This window comes from Sphaerospermopsis aphanizomenoides BCCUSP55 (assembly GCF_001586785.1).
Classification (GTDB): domain Bacteria; phylum Cyanobacteriota; class Cyanobacteriia; order Cyanobacteriales; family Nostocaceae; genus Sphaerospermopsis_A; species Sphaerospermopsis_A aphanizomenoides_A.
Map to the genome: position 1 here is coordinate 36,717 of NZ_LUFH02000005.1, position 16,269 is coordinate 52,985.

The following is a 16,269-nucleotide window of genomic DNA, read 5'->3' on the forward strand; positions in this document are numbered from 1 at the left end:
CACAGATGGTAGCCTAACAATATATTTTTTTACTGGGCTTTTTTATTGGGCTTGGTCTTCATCTGGATAGATTCATGAGTACAACACTTTATCAACAAATTCAACAATTTTACGATGCTTCCTCTGATCTGTGGGAACAGATTTGGGGAGAACATATGCACCACGGCTACTACGGTGCAGATGGTAAGCAGCAAAAAGACCGTCGTCAAGCGCAAATTGATTTAATTGAAGAACTGCTGAACTGGTCAGGTGTCAAGGATGCAGACAATATCCTTGATGTAGGTTGTGGTATTGGTGGCAGTTCTTTATACCTGGCTGAAAAGTTTAATGCTCAGTCAACGGGGATTACACTTAGTCCTGTACAAGCTGCTAGAGCGACTCAAAGAGCTTTGGAGGCTAATTTAGGTGAAAGAAGTCATTTTCTGGTGGCTAATGCTCAAGAAATGCCTTTTGCTGATGATTCTTTTGACCTGGTGTGGTCACTAGAAAGCGGTGAACATATGCCAGATAAAACTCAGTTTTTACAAGAGTGTTATCGAGTGTTAAAGCCCGGTGGTACTTTGATTATGGTGACATGGTGTCATAGACCTACGAATATTTCACCATTAACAGCGGATGAACAAAAGCATTTGCAGGATATCTATCGGGTTTATTGTTTACCTTATGTGATTTCTTTGCCAGAGTATGAGGCGATCGCACATCAATTACCATTAAACCACATTCGCACCGCTGATTGGTCAACGGCTGTTGCTCCTTTTTGGAATGTGGTTATTGACTCGGCTTTTACTCCCCAAGCATTTTTTGGGTTACTGTTTTCTGGTTGGAGTACAATTCAAGGGGCGCTTTCTTTGGGGCTGATGCGTCGGGGTTATGAACGGGGTTTAATTCGGTTTGGCTTGTTGTGTGGGAAGAAATAATTGATAATTGACAATTGATAATTGATAATTGACAATTCATAATTTGTAATTTTCCGAGAGTTGCTTAATGATACAAGCCTTCGGATTTATGCGTGGTATCAATCCAAAATCTAAAATCCAAAATCTAAAATCGAGTAATGAATCAGTTTTTTCAACAAAATTCGCCTAGTTTTCCAGGAAGTTGGCTGTATGCTTTTTGGAAGTTTTCTCGACCACATACAATTATTGGCACCAGTTTGAGTGTGTTGGGTTTATATTTATTAACCCTTGGTGTTACATCTACAAGCTTTTCTGTAGTTCATCTTGGGCAAATTTTGGGAACTTGGTTAGCTTGCATATCTGGCAATATTTATATTGTTGGTTTGAACCAGTTGGAAGATGTAGAAATTGACAAAATCAATAAGCCTCACTTACCTTTAGCTTCAGGAGAATTTACCAGAGAACAGGGAAATTTAATTGTTATTATTACTGGGATTTTAGCTTTAGTTTTAGCTTGGCTAAACAGTCCCTTTTTATTAGGAATGGTAGCCATAAGTTTGTTCATCGGTACTGCTTATTCTTTACCACCTGTGCGCTTGAAACAGTTTCCCTTTTGGGCGGCTTTGTGTATTTTTTCAGTACGGGGTACTATTGTTAATTTAGGATTGTTTTTGCATTTTAGTTGGTTATTTCAAAGAAGCCAAGGAATACCCGCCGCTGTTTGGGTTTTGACTGTATTTATTTTGGTGTTTACATTTGCCATTGCCATCTTTAAAGATATCCCTGATATGGAAGGCGATAAGCTTTATAATATTACTACTTTGACTCTACAACTAGGTCAAAAAGCAGTATTTAATCTGGCGCTTTGGGTGTTAACTGTTTGCTATGTGGGCATGATTTTTGTTGGAGTTTTACGGTTAGCAGAAGTTAACTCTATCTTTTTGTTTATCACCCATATCATACCCTTGATTGTGATGTGGATACAAAGCAGAAAAGTAGACTTACAAGATAAAAATGATCTTGCTCGTTTTTATCAATTTATCTGGAAACTGTTTTTTGTCGAATACTTCATTTTTCCCTTAGCTTGTATTTTTGCTTAAAATGTACTTAAAATTATGTTAGAAACATCTCCAATAGGTAACGTATTTGCCATTTCTTTAGTATCTGTAAGTCTAGGTTTTCTGATTTATTTTGCCTGGAAAACATTAATCACATCCAATTTATTCCAGAAAGGTATTAAGCTGTTTCAAGAGAAAAATTATGCAGGTGCAGAAGCAGCTTTCCGTCAAGTAATTGCGATTAATTCTACTAATGATGTAGTGCGGTTATTATTGGGAGATATTTTAAGCCATCAAGGCCAAATTGACGAAGCCAAAGAATTATTCAGCTATGTCATTAACCGCAGTCCTAAAAACGCCGACGCTTACCTAAGATTGGCAAATATTTTATTATTGCAAAACAATCAGGAAGAAGCAATTAAAAATTTACAAACATCAAAAGATTTATTCCAAAAACAACGTCAACCTCAAAAAGCAGAAACAATAGATAGAATTCTCAAAGAAATAGGGAACAGGGAATAGGGAATAGAGAAATATTTATCTTTCTTCTTATTTCTTACTTCTGATAGCGAAGCGTGGCGTAAGCCATACTCCTGATAGCGAAGCGTGGCGTAAGCCATACTCCTTCTTCTGAACTAATGACTAAAAAAGTTTATCTTGTTGGTGCTGGGCCTGGAGACGTGGCCTATTTAACTGTTAAAGCCTATCGTCTTTTAGCATCTGCTCAAGTATTAGTTTATGATGCTTTAGTAGATGCCGAATTGTTAGATTGTGTACCAGCAGATTGTTTAAAATTAGATGTGGGGAAACGTGGTGGTAAACCTAGCACTCCCCAAGTAGAAATTAACAATTTATTGGTCAGATATTGCCAGGAAGGAAAACAAGTTGTTAGACTTAAATCCGGTGATCCATTTATTTTTGGTCGCTGCATTTCTGAAATAGAAGCTTTAAAAGCTGCGGGTTGTGAATTTGAAGTTATCCCAGGAATTTCTTCAGCTTTAGCAGCACCTTTATTAGCAGGAATACCTTTAACAGATACCGTACTCAGTCGCTGTTTTGCTGTTTTGACAGCACATGAACCAGAGGGTTTAGACTGGGAAGCGTTATCCAGATTAGAAACCTTAGTCATTTTGATGGGGGGAAAAAATCTAGCGGAGATTGTCCATCAACTGTTACGATATGGGCGTTCTCATTCCACACCTATAGCTATTATTCGTTGGGCAGGAACTCCGCATCAACAAATCTGGACAGGTGAACTGGGTAATATTTTGTCACAGACTGCGGGTTTATCTCTCTCTCCTGCGGTCATTGTAGTTGGGGAAGTGGTGGGGTTGCGGAAGTTTTTATAAAGTTTTTATAAAAAAATAATATCCGCGACATCTTTGAGAAGTTGCGTATTTTAGGATTTAGCTAATACCACAACTCAGATATCACAAATGGGTTAGTATTGGTATATATCATCAAAAATTATAAACTATTATTAATTACTCCTCTAACCATAACATCGTGCATAGTCATCTTCCTCTATCCCCATCTCCTGAAACCTCCTCCTCTCCCCTCGCAGGTAAAACCATTCTCGTTACCCGTTCTGTTGGACAGTCCAGCCAATTTAGCGATCGCCTTGCGGCCGCAGGTGCTACAGTGATTGAACTACCCGCTTTAGAAATTGTACCCCCTTCGACTTGGAAACCTTTAGATCAAGCAATATCTAATTTATCCACTTTCCACTGGATAATTCTGACTTCTAGCAACGGTGTAGAATACTTTTTTGAGAGACTTAAGACCAAAGGCAAAGATAAAAGCGTCTTAGCTAATGTCAAGATTGCTGTTGTAGGTGAGAAAACAGCCAGAACTCTAAAAAAATACAATATCCAGCCAGATTTTATTCCTCCCCACTTTGTTGCTGACTCTTTAGCTATTAACTTTCCTGAAAGCCTCACAGGTAAAAAGATTTTATTTCCCAGAGTTGAAAGTGGAGGAAGACAAGTTTTAGTTAAAGAATTAACTGACAAAGGTGCAGAAGTCATTGAAGTTCCTGCTTATGAATCTTGCTGTCCCCAAGCTATTCCCCCAGCAGCAGAAATAGCTTTACGAAATCACACTTTAGATGTCATTACCTTTGCTAGTTCTAAAACCGTACAATTTTTCTGTCTATTAACAGCAGCTAAATTTCCAGAAGGAATTACACAATATTTAAACCAAACTTGCATTGCGTCCATCGGTCCCCAAACTTCCAAAACTTGTTTTGATTTATTCGGTCGAGTTGATATAGAAGCCGAAGAATATACCGTAGACGGTTTACTCAAAGCAATTATTAAATGGGCAAACAGGGGACAGGTGACAGGTGACAGGTGACAGGTGACAGGTGACAGGTGACAGGTGACAGGGAAGAAAGTAACCAGTGACTAATGACTAATGACTAAACGATTAATTGGTTTAACTGGAGGTATTGCAACAGGTAAAAGTACAGTGGCTGATTATTTAGCTACTGCTTATAATTTACCTATTTTAGATGCAGATATTTATGCGAGAGATGCTGTATCTGTAGGCTCTTCTATTCTCGCACAAATTGCCCAACGTTACGGTCAAGAAATTTTACTTGCAGATGCTAATTTAAATCGTGCCAAGTTGGGAGAAATTATTTTTAATCAACCAGAAGAAAGACATTGGATAGAAAATGTTATTCATCCTTATGTGAGAAATTGTTTTTCTCAAGCGATTAATACATCATCTGCAAATACCTTAGTGTTAGTTATTCCGCTATTATTTGAAGTAGGTTTAGAAAATTTAGTTAGTGAAATTTGGGTGGTATCTTGTGCAGCAGAACAGCAACAGCAAAGATTAATTCAGCGGAATAATTTAACTCATGAACAAGCAGCAGCTAGAATTAAGAGTCAGTTACCAATATCAGAAAAAATTGCCCGTGCTGATGTTGTTTTAGATAATTCCTCTAGTTTAGAATCTCTTTTACAACAAGTAGATATGGCGATGAAAAAATAATATAGAAATATGATTCAACAAAGGACAATTAACAATGAACAATTACCTCTCCCTTAAAGTCAGAGGATTGAAAAAGCGAAATTTTTGGCTTTTTTACCCTTGAAAGGAGAGGTTTTAAACCTTGAATTAAACAATTATCAATTATCAATTATCAATTATCAATTATTTAACTTTCTCCCCCCACAACTACATCCCGAATACGCAAACTCGGACCACCGCAACCCACAGGTAAACCGTTTTGTCCACCTTTACCGCATCCACCGGATTCATCCCAGTAAAAATCATCACCTATGGCTTCTATATCTGCGAGGGTTTGGAAAACGTTACCGGAAAGGGTGACATCTTTTACAGGTTCAGCTATTTTGCCATTTCTAATCATCCAAGCTTCCCCGGCGCTAAATGTGAACATTTCCCCGTTGGTCATCCCCCCTAACCAGTTACGTGCATATACGCCTTCTTTGATATCTGTGAATAAATCTGCTACTGGTGTCTTACCTCTTTCTATCCAGGTATTTGTCATCCGGACAATGGGTGAAAAGTGATAATCGAGACAACGGGCATTACCTGTGGGTGCTTCTGCTAATTTGCCCGCAGTTTCACGAGAATGCAAACGTCCGACTAAAACCCCATCTTGAATTAATTGCGTAGTTGTCGCAGGTGTGCCTTCATCATCGTAAAAATAACTACCACGATGTCCTTGGGGTGCAGCACCATCAAAAATTTGCAGTTCCTCTGACCCAAAGCGCCTTCCCAGGGTCATAACTTCCAATAAATCAGGGTTTTCGTAAGCCATGTCTGCTTCGGAAAGATGTCCAAATGCTTCATGCACAAATAAACCAGTCAGTATCGGATCAATAACTACGGTATAAGTATTGCCTTTAACTGGTGGTAATGATAAGGCTGTCACAGCCCTTTGGGCAGAACTTTGAACTTGGGTATCTAAATTTACTAAATCTTCGTAGGCTTTGCGTGAACCAATGGTTTCTCTACCTGTTTGTACGGTGTCGCCATTTCTAGCAGTAGCCGCAAAGCGCATTTCCATATCTACCCAAGATTGCTCAATCAGAGTTCCTTCCGAAGTGGCAATAATTACTTTTTGGGCGCTGTCACCATAGCGGACTGAGGTGGTAGTGATACGGGAGTCAACACTTTTTAATAATTCAGTATAGCGATCGCACAATTCTTTTTTCTGTTTGAGGGGAACTGTACGCGGGTCGATACCTATCAGTGGTAACTCGCAGATGGCTTTGACTGGATCAATGGGTGCAAGTATGGTTTCCTCATCTCCCACAATTCTAGCCGCTGCGATCGCTTCTTCTATTCTTTCTTGGATAGTAGCTAACTGGTTGAAACTACTTAAGCCCCAGCCACCTTTATAACAAGCGCGAACATGGCCACCGATAGAAATACCTTCGCTGAGAGTTTCTACCTTGTCACCACGCAACAAGATATCTGTTCCTTCTGCTTCTTCCAAGCGAATCATCAGATAATCTACCCTGGAGGAATAGCGGGAGATCAAATCAGAGAGTAAATTTTGTACGTCAGCAAGTAATTTAGGCATTCTTGTTAGTGATGATCACAAACTGTATTTATTTTGCAACTATTCGGGTTTATTTTCCTATTTATTCAAAAACATATTTTTCAGCCACTTTCCAATAACGTGAAAATCGCTTTAAGTCAATAAAACCATCATAATCGAAAAACGGTTCTACTTCAAATACTTCTAATTCTAAAGATTTTTCAATTTGATTACAAATCTCTTCAAACCTGGGACTGGGACTATCGGTAGTCACTACTAAATTAGCATCATTTTCTTTAGCAAATTGAATAATTTCTGCTGCCACATTTCCACGACGAATTTCCACAGGTAATTCTAATAAACATTCATAGATAAAAGTCAGGCGTTTTAAACTGAGTTGCCATTCTTCTATTAACCCATCATCCCAAACCCAAATAGCCGGAGTGTTGGGATATTCTTTTAAGGCTGGGTTTTGAGGACTTAAACAATCTCCATTAATCCAAATAATTGATTTAGTCATTTGAGTATTAGTAATTGATGATTAAAAATTATTCTTCGACTTGTCAACATCTTCATCTGCGTCCATCTGCGTCCATCTGCGTTCCATTATTATTGATATTCAAGCTCCTGTAAATCCTGATTCTGAAAATAAATTTTTACCTTGCTTTTTTCCCCTTCTGCCAACTTTGACTATTTGGCTTTTTAGTAAACTCCCCTTTCGGAAAAAGTCGCGTTTCTAACTCCTCATAACTACCTTCAAAATCACAACTTCCATAAAGCGGACATTGACGACAATAAACCCCTTTAGTGTAACGTTCTAAATTTTCTCGATTAAAAAAATAAGGTTTGTGACTAAAGGTACTTGCAACCCATTGCCATGACATATTATTACTAGCAGGATCACCATCCAGCAAATGTTGTAAAAACCATTTTGCCCCGGCTTGCCATTGAATGCGTCGCCAATGAATAATGTAAGCAGCTAACCACATTCTAAGATGGTTGTGGAGATAGCCGGTTTCTCGTAACTCTCGACTAAAGCTATCAATACAAACCAGTCCTGTCTTCCCTTCCGTGATATCTGCCGGTAACTTTGCTGCGTAGTCTGCTGGTTTATAGCCGGTTTTGTATTCTTCTTGATTTTGCCAAATACCATTTCCTAGCTTGGTGTATAACCTTTGCCAATAGTCACGCCATCCTAATTCATTAATTAGTTTAGTGGCATCCTCTGGATTTTCCACCCGCTCAAGGATATAGTTTCTAATTTCTCGTAAACTCAAAACCCCATAGCGAATATAAGGTGATAATCTAGTGACAGCACCTGTTAAAGAATTTCGTGTTTTTGTGTAAGCAATAGGATCTACTTTATGTAATAATTGTTCGGCGGCTTTATGTCCTCCCACAGTTTCGCTCACGTGAGCATCTCGTTCTGCAACTTGGGGAAATTGTTCTCGTAGGTAAGTTACTAATTCTTCTCGACTGGTAAAATCACGTAACATAAATTTATTGCTTGAGGCTGAATTTTAGTGACAATTTCAATCACAACCTTTGCCATAGTAATACTATTTTAAACGCAATGACGGCAAACTGAAAGTATCTACCTTTCCAAATTAACAATTCCCGTGTCAAATCTCAAACCTTTCTTGCTTGAAAAATTCCATCATGACCAACATTCCTCAAATTGGACAACCAGCACCCGATTTTTCTACCCCAGACCAAAACGACAAACTTGTTTCCCTCACTGACTTCAACGAGTGGATAATCCTCTATTTCTACCCCAAAGACGACACACCAGGATGCACCACAGAAGCCAAAGATTTTACAGATTTATCATCACAATTTACTGCTTTAGGCGCTAAAATCATCGGTGTCAGTCCAGATTCTGGTAAATCCCATTGCAAATTTATCGACAAACATCACCTATCAATTACCCTATTAACTGACCCCGAACATCAACTAATAGAAGCCTATGGTGCGTGGCGTTTAAAGAAGTTTATGGGTAAAGAATATATGGGCGTTGCTCGTTCAACTTTCTTAATTTCACCTGATAAGATGATTGCCTACTCTTGGCCAAATGTCAAAACAAAAGGCCATGCTCAAGCAGTATTGAAAAAATTGCAAGAATTGGCTGATAAGTCAGAATAATTATCAGAACCAGAACTTCAATCATAACGAAGAATAGTTATCAGTCTTATCCACGAATAAAAAAGTAAGTAGTCATACTATAGCCAACAACTATTACAAATATTCGCACTAAACGGGGTTCTAATCTCCGCGCATAATGAGCGCATAAATAACCACCAAGAGAACCACCCACAGCCATTAAAATAGCTTGATGCCAAAGAATTACACCAGCGAACATAAAAGGAAAAATAGCGATGCCGTTAACACAACTCCCAAGAAAAGATTTAAAAGCATTCATAGTGTGAATATTTTTAATACCTAAAAAGCTTAAAGTTGCTAACATTAAAATTCCTAAACCTGCACCAAAGAAACCACCATAGATAGATATTGCTAACTGAGCAATAATGAGAATCAATAAAGGAGGAGATTCTGATGAATTTTGGCTTTGAAATTGTAGCCACTTCTTCAAAAGATCGCTAAATGTAAATATCAGCGTTGCTGAAAGTAAAAGGTAAGGAAGTAGCTTTTTAAACACATCCGCTGATGTAAATAACAAAATAATAGAACCAATTACACCCCCAATTAAACTGGTAACACATAGTATCAAAAGCTGTTTTCGTGGGATTTGCAAATTATGACGATATGCTCCTGCACTTGCCATAGCTGCAATCCATAAAGCAGTATTATTAGTAGCATTAGCAGTAATTGGTGATACGCCAGTAAATATCAAAGTGGGGAATGTAATAAAACTTCCACCACCTGCTACAGCATTTAAAGCCCCAGCAATAAAGGCAGTAGTAAACAAAAGCAAGCTGTGAAAAATCGTTAAATCTTGGGGCATTGATTGAGTAAATAATGCGGTTGATTGGAACTATAGCTGAAAAATCAAGTTTTGCAACATTTTTACCTCTTTAGGTATAAAAAGTAAATGTTTGCAAAAACACTTGTTTTTTCAGCAAGACAATGAAATAATTCTATATATACGGTAAATTGACCGACAAACCGTAGTTTATCTGGACTGGCGTAAATACTTCCCAGTCCAATTATTTATTTGACACCAAGAGTAGGGAAGTTAAATCAAGCTTCTCTACAAAGGCTTCTGTGTTTGCCTGTCATTTAAGGCTAATTGGCAGCATCCCTTTGGCAGTGACAGTACAATTGCTGGTAAAGACAACTACCCTGAAAACCAGTAATATCAGTATTATTGTTTATAGCTGTTTTTTCTAGGTTTTGCGGTTAAGTCTAATCTCATTTCACGAAAATCATGATCAGATTTGCTTCCCCTGCCTTCTGTTTTCTTCCTCCTAACTAAGAACTGAGTTTATTTTACTTATTTTGAAATTTCTGTTAAATTAACCATAAACTACTATAAGCCTATAAATTTACCGTAGTTGGAAATTTATACCCATAACGATAGGGTAATCTTCCAGTCTACTGGTAATAGGCGCAAAATTCCGTTCTATCTTCAGTGAGGAATCAGTTAATGGGGCCTATGTTTCTGACTGCCAACGATTGGGTGCATATAGGTTTTAGACTAACGCTGGCGCTTCTGGTGGGTGGCATGATTGGATTAAACCGTCAAAAAGGTGGCAGACCAGCGGGGATGAGAACATTTATGTTGGTAAGTATGGGAGCAGCCCTATTTGTTATGATTCCTTTGCAAGCTGAGGGTGATAGTCCCTACGCTGCCACAAATGCCCTAAGTCGCACGATACAAGGTGTAGCTACTGGCATAGGTTTTCTTGGTGCTGGATTGATTCTGCAAGAATCTCCTAGAAAATCTGAAATTCCAAGAGTGCGGGGTTTAACTACGGCTGCTTGTGTTTGGACTGCGGCAGGGTTGGGTGCAGCTATTGGTTGCGGTTTGTGGCAAATGGGATTATTGGGAGGTTTGTTGACTTTAATTACCCTGAGTGGGATGAAGCGATTGAACCGCTTTTTTAAGGTATTAACTGGTCAGAATCATCAAGAAACTGCTGCACAGTTAAATGCTAACTCTGATGATGATGATTAGCACTAAGTAAATAGCAAATTTATCTGTTGAAGGAAGGGTAATGTATGGGCAAAATCATCATTCCCGGAGGCTCAATCCCATCCTGGCATAAAAAACAACAAGATATGAAACCCCTGATTCAAATTGGTGTTTTAGCACATCGAGATACACAGCATACGCTACAAACCTGGCAAAAAACAGCGGATTACCTGTCCTCGGAATTGCCTGAATATCACTTTGTCATTGTTCCCCTGGATTTCACCCAGATAGAGGCAGCTATTCAACAGAATGCGGTGGAATTCGTAATTACGAGTTCGGGGATATATGTGGAATTTGAAGCCCTTTATGGAGTAAATCGTCTGGCAACATTAAAGCATCTATGGATGGGACAAGCTTACACCATGTTTGGTGGGGTAATTTTCTGTAAGGCTGATTGTGAGGATATTCAAATTCTGACTGATTTACGAGGGAAACGGTTTGTAGCTGCGGCTGAAAATTCCCTTGGGGGATGGCGATCAGCATGGCGGGAAATTGTGGAAGCGGGGATCAATCCTGACCGAGATTTCCAAAGTTTGCATTTCACTAATAGTCATGATGCGGTTGTCTATGCCATTCAAGAAGGTAAAGCTGATGCGGGTACTATTTCCACGAATGTATTAGAACAAATGGCGTTGGAAGGAAAAGTTGACCTGAAAACCTTCAAAATTATCAATCAGCAGATGCAGTATGCAGAAAAGTTTCCCTTTGCTTTAAGTACCCGGTTATACCCAGAATGGCCGTTTGCAGTCACTCCAAAAACTCCAAGTGAATTAGCAGAACAAGTAGCGATCGCTCTATTAAAATTACCCAAAAATCATCCCGCCGCCACAGCAGCAAAATCAGAAGGTTGGACAATTCCCCTCAATTATCAACCTGTTCATGAGTGCTTTCAAGTTCTACAAGTTCATCCTTATAAAGATTTCGGCAAAACAACTTCCAGCTTTCAACTAGCAGTCAAGGGATCAAATGATGGGTTGTGGGATTGGAATTTAGAAACCAATGAAGTCTTCTTTTCTACTCGCTGGAAAGAAATGTTGGGGTATGCAGAAGCCGAGATACCCAATCACTTTCAACAATGGAAACAACGATTACATCCAGATGATTGCGATCGCGTTTTGACAACTTTTCGGCAATACTTTGAGGGGCAACTTGCAACTTACGAACAAGAATATCGCCTCCAACATCGCAACGGCAATTATCTCTGGGTACTTTGCCGAGGAACACTTTTGCGGGATGTCTGGAACAAACCATACCGTATGGCAGGTTCTCACACTGATATTACCCGACGCAAACAGGCAGAGGAAGAATTACGACAATCTGAATTACAGCTAAAAACTCAAACTCAGCATTTGCAACAAGCATTGAAAGAGTTACAGCAAACGCAAATGCAATTAATCCACAGTGAAAAAATGTCCAGCTTAGGACAATTAGTAGCGGGAATTGCTCACGAAATTAATAATCCTGTGAATTTCATTTATGGCAATCTCAACTATTTAGAAGAATATGTTCAATGCCTATTAAATATCGTTCAAACTTTCCAGCAATCCTATCCTCAACCAGTCAATGCCGTTCAAGTAGCAATGGAAAAATTTGAACTGGGATTTATTAGTAATGACCTGCCACAACTTCTCAATTCTCTGCGGGTTGGTAGCCAAAGAATTAGAGATATTGTCCATTCTCTGAAAAATTTCTCGCGCTTGGATGAAGCAGAAATCAAACCAGTTGATATTCATGAAGGAATTGAAAATACATTATTAATTTTGCAGCATCGCTTGAAGGGTAATTCTCATAACTCTACTATTGTTATTAATAAAGAATATGGTGATTTACCAGTTATCGAATGCTCCCCCGGACAATTGAACCAGGTATTTATGAATATTTTGAGTAATGCTATAGATGCCTTGGAAGAAACTATTGTTAATAAGCCGAATAATTTTATTCCTAGAATTACTATTAGAACAAATGTAATAGATAGGTGGGTTTTTATCCACATTGCAGACAATGGCTTAGGCATAGGAGAAGAGACAAAGCTCAGAGTATTTGACCCCTTTTTTACAACTAAGCCAGTTGGTCAGGGAACAGGATTAGGGTTAGCAATTAGCTATCAAATTGTGGTTGAACGGCATAGTGGCAAACTTGATTTTTTCTCAGAACCTGGACAGGGAACAGAGTTTCAGATTCAGCTTCCTGTGGGTCGATAATTCAGGAGTACTGAGTACCGAGTAGTGAGTACCGAGTACCGAGTAATGAGTAATGAGTACCTGTAGAAATTTACAATTTTTTCTGTATGTTTAAATACTGAGATGCTATAGTAATAGCAACAGCCAAGGTGGTGAAAACATCAATCCTTGGCCTTGACTTTGAAAATAAATATGTCAAACTAATATTTAGATAAACTAAATATTTGAAACAGGAAATAAATCCTACTTGTGACGAAACTTACGGGAAGAATAGAATCTGCGGAAACACCTGCACAAGTTCCAAATTCGGTAATATTACAAACCTTGGAACTGACGCGCCGCTTTGAAAAATTTACCGCTGTTGATGCTTTAAATATCTCCGTAACAGCAGGAGAAGTTTTTGGGTTACTAGGTCCCAATGGTGCTGGTAAAAGTACAGTAATTAAAATGTTAACTACCTTGCTACCAGTCAGTAGCGGTAAAGCATATTTAGCAGGTTATGATGTGACTCGTCAACCAGAAGCAGTCAGAAGAGTCATAGGTTATGTACCCCAGGCTTTATCAGCAGATGGGAGTTTGACAGGGTATGAAAATCTTTTAATCTTTTCCAAGTTGTATGATATTCCTGCTCGAAGGAGAAAACAGCAAATCGCTGAAGTCTTGGAATTCATGGGTTTGGAAGATGTAGCACATCGCTTAGTGAGAACTTACTCTGGGGGCATGATTCGGAAACTGGAAATTGCCCAAGCCATTTTACATCAACCGCAAATATTATTTCTAGATGAGCCAACAGTCGGATTAGATCCCGTTGCCAGAACACAAGTTTGGCAGATGATGGAACAACTACGGATTCAATACGGTACAACCATCTTTTTAACCACTCACTTTTTAGAAGAAGCAGATAGTCTTTGCAACCAAGTAGTGATTATGAACCAGGGTCAAGAAATTATCACTGGTTCACCAGCAGACTTAAAAGCAGCTATAGAAAAACCAGATGCAACTTTAGATGATGTGTTTATCCATTACGCAGGAAATCAATTAGTATCAGGAGTGAGTTATCGTGAAACTGCAAGAACCAGACGTACCAGTCAACGGTTGGGCTGAACCAAAATATAATCGCGCCAAAGGGCTTTTTTCTAGCATTAAAGAACTATTTACCAAAACCCTGGTAATTACTGAGTTAGAAGTACGGAAACTCCGCCATGATCCCAGTAATTTAGTGATTCGGGCTGTACAACCGTCTTTATGGCTGCTGATATTTGGGCAAGTATTTACCCGCACTCGCGCTATACCCACCGGTAATTTACCTTACTTAGATTTTATTACTCCCGGTATTTTGGCTCAAAGTGCGCTGTTCATCGCCATTTTTTCTGGGGGAATGGCATTAATCTGGGAACGTGATTTAGGAATACTCCATAAGTTCCTGGCTGCACCCATACCCCGTGCGGCGATTGTTTTAGGTAAAAGTTTGGCTTCTGGTGTGCGATGTTTTTCCCAAGTTGTGTTTATTTACTTATTAGCTTTGTTATTAGGTGTAAAACTCAATTTCAATCCTGTAGCTTTCTTACAAGTTGTGTTAATTGTGTTCTTAGGTGCAGGTTGTTTCTGCACGTTTTCTTTGATGATTGGTTGTCTAGTGAAATCGCGGGAAAGATTTACGGGTATTGGACAGTTGATAACAATGCCGTTGTTTTTCGCTAGTAATGCGATCTATCCTATTTCATTGATGCCAACTTGGTTAAAATTCATTTCTCACTTGAATCCTTTGACTTATGAAGTCGATGCTTTACGGGGTACAATGTTGGCGCATGGCTCAAGTATTTATGGGTTTGGGTTAGACTGTACAATTCTCTTGCTAACATTAATAGGTTTGACTTACATCTGTGGACGACTTTATCCACGGGTGGTAATGTAATCTGGAGAAAAATAGTCATGACCAGTTTGGATAAACCCTCTGAAGAATGTGCCGCTAGGGTGATGGAAACAGTCCCCTTATTGATGCGGTCTATCCGAGCCGAAATGCGGACTTACAGTGCTGATTCTTTATGATTGAAGAACATCAATTCAAAGTTCATTAGTAATGAATGGTGAAGATTTCCAATTGATCAAACTCACATACAAAGATAAACCTAAATATGCTTTGTCGGATAGATTCACTTTGCATAGACGTGAAAACGAACTGTATCAAGTTCTGCAAATTCTCAAAAAAATAGGTCAAATATTGAGTTAAAATTTAGGTTGATTGTTGAGTTATGTTATGTCCAGTCGTCCTATCTACCTTGATTGTCATGCCACTACCCCCATAGATGAACGGGTACTAAATGCTATGATTCCTTACTTTACAGAAAAGTTTGGTAACGCAGCTAGTATTAGTCATGTCTACGGTTGGGAATCAGAAGCTGCTGTCAGAAAAACCAGAGACTTTTTAGCAACTGCTATTAACGCTAATTCCGAAGAAATTGTCTTTACCAGTGGTGCAACAGAAGCGAATAATTTAGCCATTAAGGGTGTAGCAGAAGCTTACTTTTCCAAAGGTCAGCATATTGTTACAGTTGCAACAGAACACAAAGCAGTTTTAGACCCTTGTGAATATTTGAAATCTTTGGGTTTTGAAATTACTGTTCTCCCAGTTGATGCCGATGGATTAATTGATGTAGATCAATTAGAAAAAGCCTTACGTTCTGATACAATTTTAGTATCAGTCATGGCTGCCAATAATGAAATTGGTGTTTTACAACCTTTAGCTGAAATCGGAAAAATTTGCCGTCACAAAGAAATTGTATTTCATACAGATGCAGCTCAAGCTATTGGTAAAATTCCCTTGGATGTAGAAGCATTAAATATTGATTTAATGTCTTTAACCGCTCATAAAGTATACGGTCCAAAAGGTATTGGGGCTTTATATGTTCGTAGACGCAACCCCAAAATTAAACTTGCAGCACAACAACATGGGGGAGGACATGAAAGAGGAATGCGTTCTGGAACTTTATATACACCCCAAATCGTTGGTTTCGGAACAGCGATAGAAATTGCTTTAGCAGCACAAGAACCAGAAAATTTGAGGCTACAAGAACTGCGAGAAAGACTGTGGAAACAGTTATCTAATTTAGAGGGAATTTATCTGAATGGACACCCCCAAAAACGATTAGCAGGAAATTTAAATGTTAGTGTTGAAGGTGTGGATGGTGCTGCACTTTCTTTAGGTTTACAACCAATGGTAGCAGTATCTTCTGGTTCTGCTTGTTCCTCCAATAATGTTGCACCTTCCTATGTGCTGACAGCTTTAGGACATCCCGATAAATTAGCTTATGCTTCCGTGCGGTTTGGGATTGGTAGATTTAATACTGCTGAAGAAATAGACCAAGTTGCAGAACATTTCATTCATACTGTGAAAAGTTTAAGAAGTGCGTCAATAGTTAGTTGTTAGTAAATCCAGATACCCGATTTCTTTAAGAAGTCGGGT

16 protein-coding genes and 1 pseudogene are annotated in these 16,269 nt (G+C 38.8%); 13 read left to right on the forward strand and 4 right to left on the reverse strand.

Translation table 11 applies throughout. The annotated features are described in order from the left end of the window. Positions 1–74 precede the first annotated feature (74 nt). The 6 genes from A0J48_RS02220 to coaE all read left to right on the forward strand — a co-directional run bounded on the left by A0J48_RS02220 (position 75) and on the right by coaE (position 4,954). Positions 75–917, forward strand: coding sequence for a methyltransferase domain-containing protein (locus tag A0J48_RS02220; protein WP_200319919.1), 843 nt, complete (start codon positions 75–77; stop codon positions 915–917). A gap of 137 nt (positions 918–1,054) precedes the next feature. Continuing rightward, positions 1,055–1,996: a homogentisate phytyltransferase gene (locus tag A0J48_RS02225; protein WP_200319921.1), complete on the forward strand. Its 942-nt coding sequence runs from the start codon at positions 1,055–1,057 to the stop codon at positions 1,994–1,996. A gap of 15 nt (positions 1,997–2,011) precedes the next feature. Beyond that, positions 2,012–2,476, forward strand: a complete 465-nt coding sequence (locus A0J48_RS02230; RefSeq protein ID WP_200319923.1) for a tetratricopeptide repeat protein — start codon at positions 2,012–2,014, stop codon at positions 2,474–2,476. Between the two features lie 116 nt (positions 2,477–2,592). Continuing rightward, positions 2,593–3,303: a uroporphyrinogen-III C-methyltransferase gene (cobA, locus tag A0J48_RS02235; RefSeq protein ID WP_200319925.1), complete on the forward strand. Its 711-nt coding sequence runs from the start codon at positions 2,593–2,595 to the stop codon at positions 3,301–3,303. Between the two features lie 157 nt (positions 3,304–3,460). Then, positions 3,461–4,309 (forward strand): uroporphyrinogen-III synthase, encoded by an 849-nt coding sequence (locus A0J48_RS02240; protein WP_325078191.1) that lies wholly within the window; start codon positions 3,461–3,463, stop codon positions 4,307–4,309. Between the two features lie 60 nt (positions 4,310–4,369). Further along, the gene (gene coaE / locus A0J48_RS02245) at positions 4,370–4,954 is read left to right on the forward strand and encodes a dephospho-CoA kinase (RefSeq protein WP_200319927.1); all 585 of its coding nucleotides are present in this window, start codon (positions 4,370–4,372) and stop codon (positions 4,952–4,954) included. A gap of 166 nt (positions 4,955–5,120) precedes the next feature. Here the strand turns inward: coaE and A0J48_RS02250 are convergent, their stop codons facing one another. The 3 genes from A0J48_RS02250 to A0J48_RS02260 all read right to left on the reverse strand — a co-directional run bounded on the left by A0J48_RS02250 (position 5,121) and on the right by A0J48_RS02260 (position 7,969). Then, positions 5,121–6,515 carry a TldD/PmbA family protein gene (locus A0J48_RS02250; protein ID WP_200319929.1) on the reverse strand — a complete coding sequence of 465 codons (1,395 nt, stop codon included), beginning with the start codon at positions 6,513–6,515 and terminating at the stop codon, positions 5,121–5,123. Between the two features lie 61 nt (positions 6,516–6,576). Beyond that, positions 6,577–6,993: a hypothetical protein gene (locus tag A0J48_RS02255; protein ID WP_200319931.1), complete on the reverse strand. Its 417-nt coding sequence runs from the start codon at positions 6,991–6,993 to the stop codon at positions 6,577–6,579. Between the two features lie 136 nt (positions 6,994–7,129). Next, positions 7,130–7,969, reverse strand: a complete 840-nt coding sequence (locus tag A0J48_RS02260; protein WP_200319933.1) for an FAD-binding domain-containing protein — start codon at positions 7,967–7,969, stop codon at positions 7,130–7,132. A gap of 163 nt (positions 7,970–8,132) precedes the next feature. On the opposite strand from A0J48_RS02260, the gene bcp reads away from it, so the two are divergent. Next, positions 8,133–8,615: a thioredoxin-dependent thiol peroxidase gene (bcp, locus tag A0J48_RS02265; protein ID WP_200319935.1), complete on the forward strand. Its 483-nt coding sequence runs from the start codon at positions 8,133–8,135 to the stop codon at positions 8,613–8,615. 46 nt (positions 8,616–8,661) lie between these two features. Here bcp and A0J48_RS02270 read toward each other — a convergent pair whose 3' ends face one another. Then, a complete protein-coding gene (locus A0J48_RS02270; RefSeq protein WP_200319937.1) occupies positions 8,662–9,435 on the reverse strand; it encodes a sulfite exporter TauE/SafE family protein in 774 nt (257 codons plus the stop codon). A 642-nt stretch (positions 9,436–10,077) separates the two neighbouring features. Here A0J48_RS02270 and A0J48_RS02275 point away from each other — a divergent pair. The 6 genes and pseudogenes from A0J48_RS02275 to A0J48_RS02300 all read left to right on the forward strand — a co-directional run bounded on the left by A0J48_RS02275 (position 10,078) and on the right by A0J48_RS02300 (position 16,233). Then, entirely contained in the window at positions 10,078–10,608 is a 531-nt protein-coding gene (locus A0J48_RS02275; protein ID WP_200319939.1) for an MgtC/SapB family protein, read from the forward strand. 44 nt (positions 10,609–10,652) lie between these two features. Continuing rightward, a complete protein-coding gene (locus A0J48_RS02280) occupies positions 10,653–12,827 on the forward strand; it encodes a sensor histidine kinase (RefSeq protein ID WP_200319940.1) in 2,175 nt (724 codons plus the stop codon). 228 nt (positions 12,828–13,055) lie between these two features. Next, positions 13,056–13,910, forward strand: a complete 855-nt coding sequence (locus A0J48_RS02285; protein ID WP_200319942.1) for an ABC transporter ATP-binding protein — start codon at positions 13,056–13,058, stop codon at positions 13,908–13,910. Continuing rightward, positions 13,867–14,721, forward strand: coding sequence for an ABC transporter permease (locus tag A0J48_RS02290; RefSeq protein ID WP_200319944.1), 855 nt, complete (start codon positions 13,867–13,869; stop codon positions 14,719–14,721). The genes A0J48_RS02285 and A0J48_RS02290 overlap by 44 nt, the downstream gene beginning before the upstream one ends. Next, positions 14,688–14,852, forward strand: a pseudogene (locus tag A0J48_RS02295) (MarR family winged helix-turn-helix transcriptional regulator); the annotation flags it as partial. The gene A0J48_RS02290 and the pseudogene A0J48_RS02295, both read left to right, overlap by 34 nt. A gap of 211 nt (positions 14,853–15,063) precedes the next feature. Further along, on the forward strand, positions 15,064–16,233 hold the full coding sequence (locus tag A0J48_RS02300) for a cysteine desulfurase family protein (RefSeq protein ID WP_200319946.1): 1,170 nt from the start codon (positions 15,064–15,066) through the stop codon (positions 16,231–16,233). The last annotated feature ends 36 nt before the right edge of the window (positions 16,234–16,269 follow it).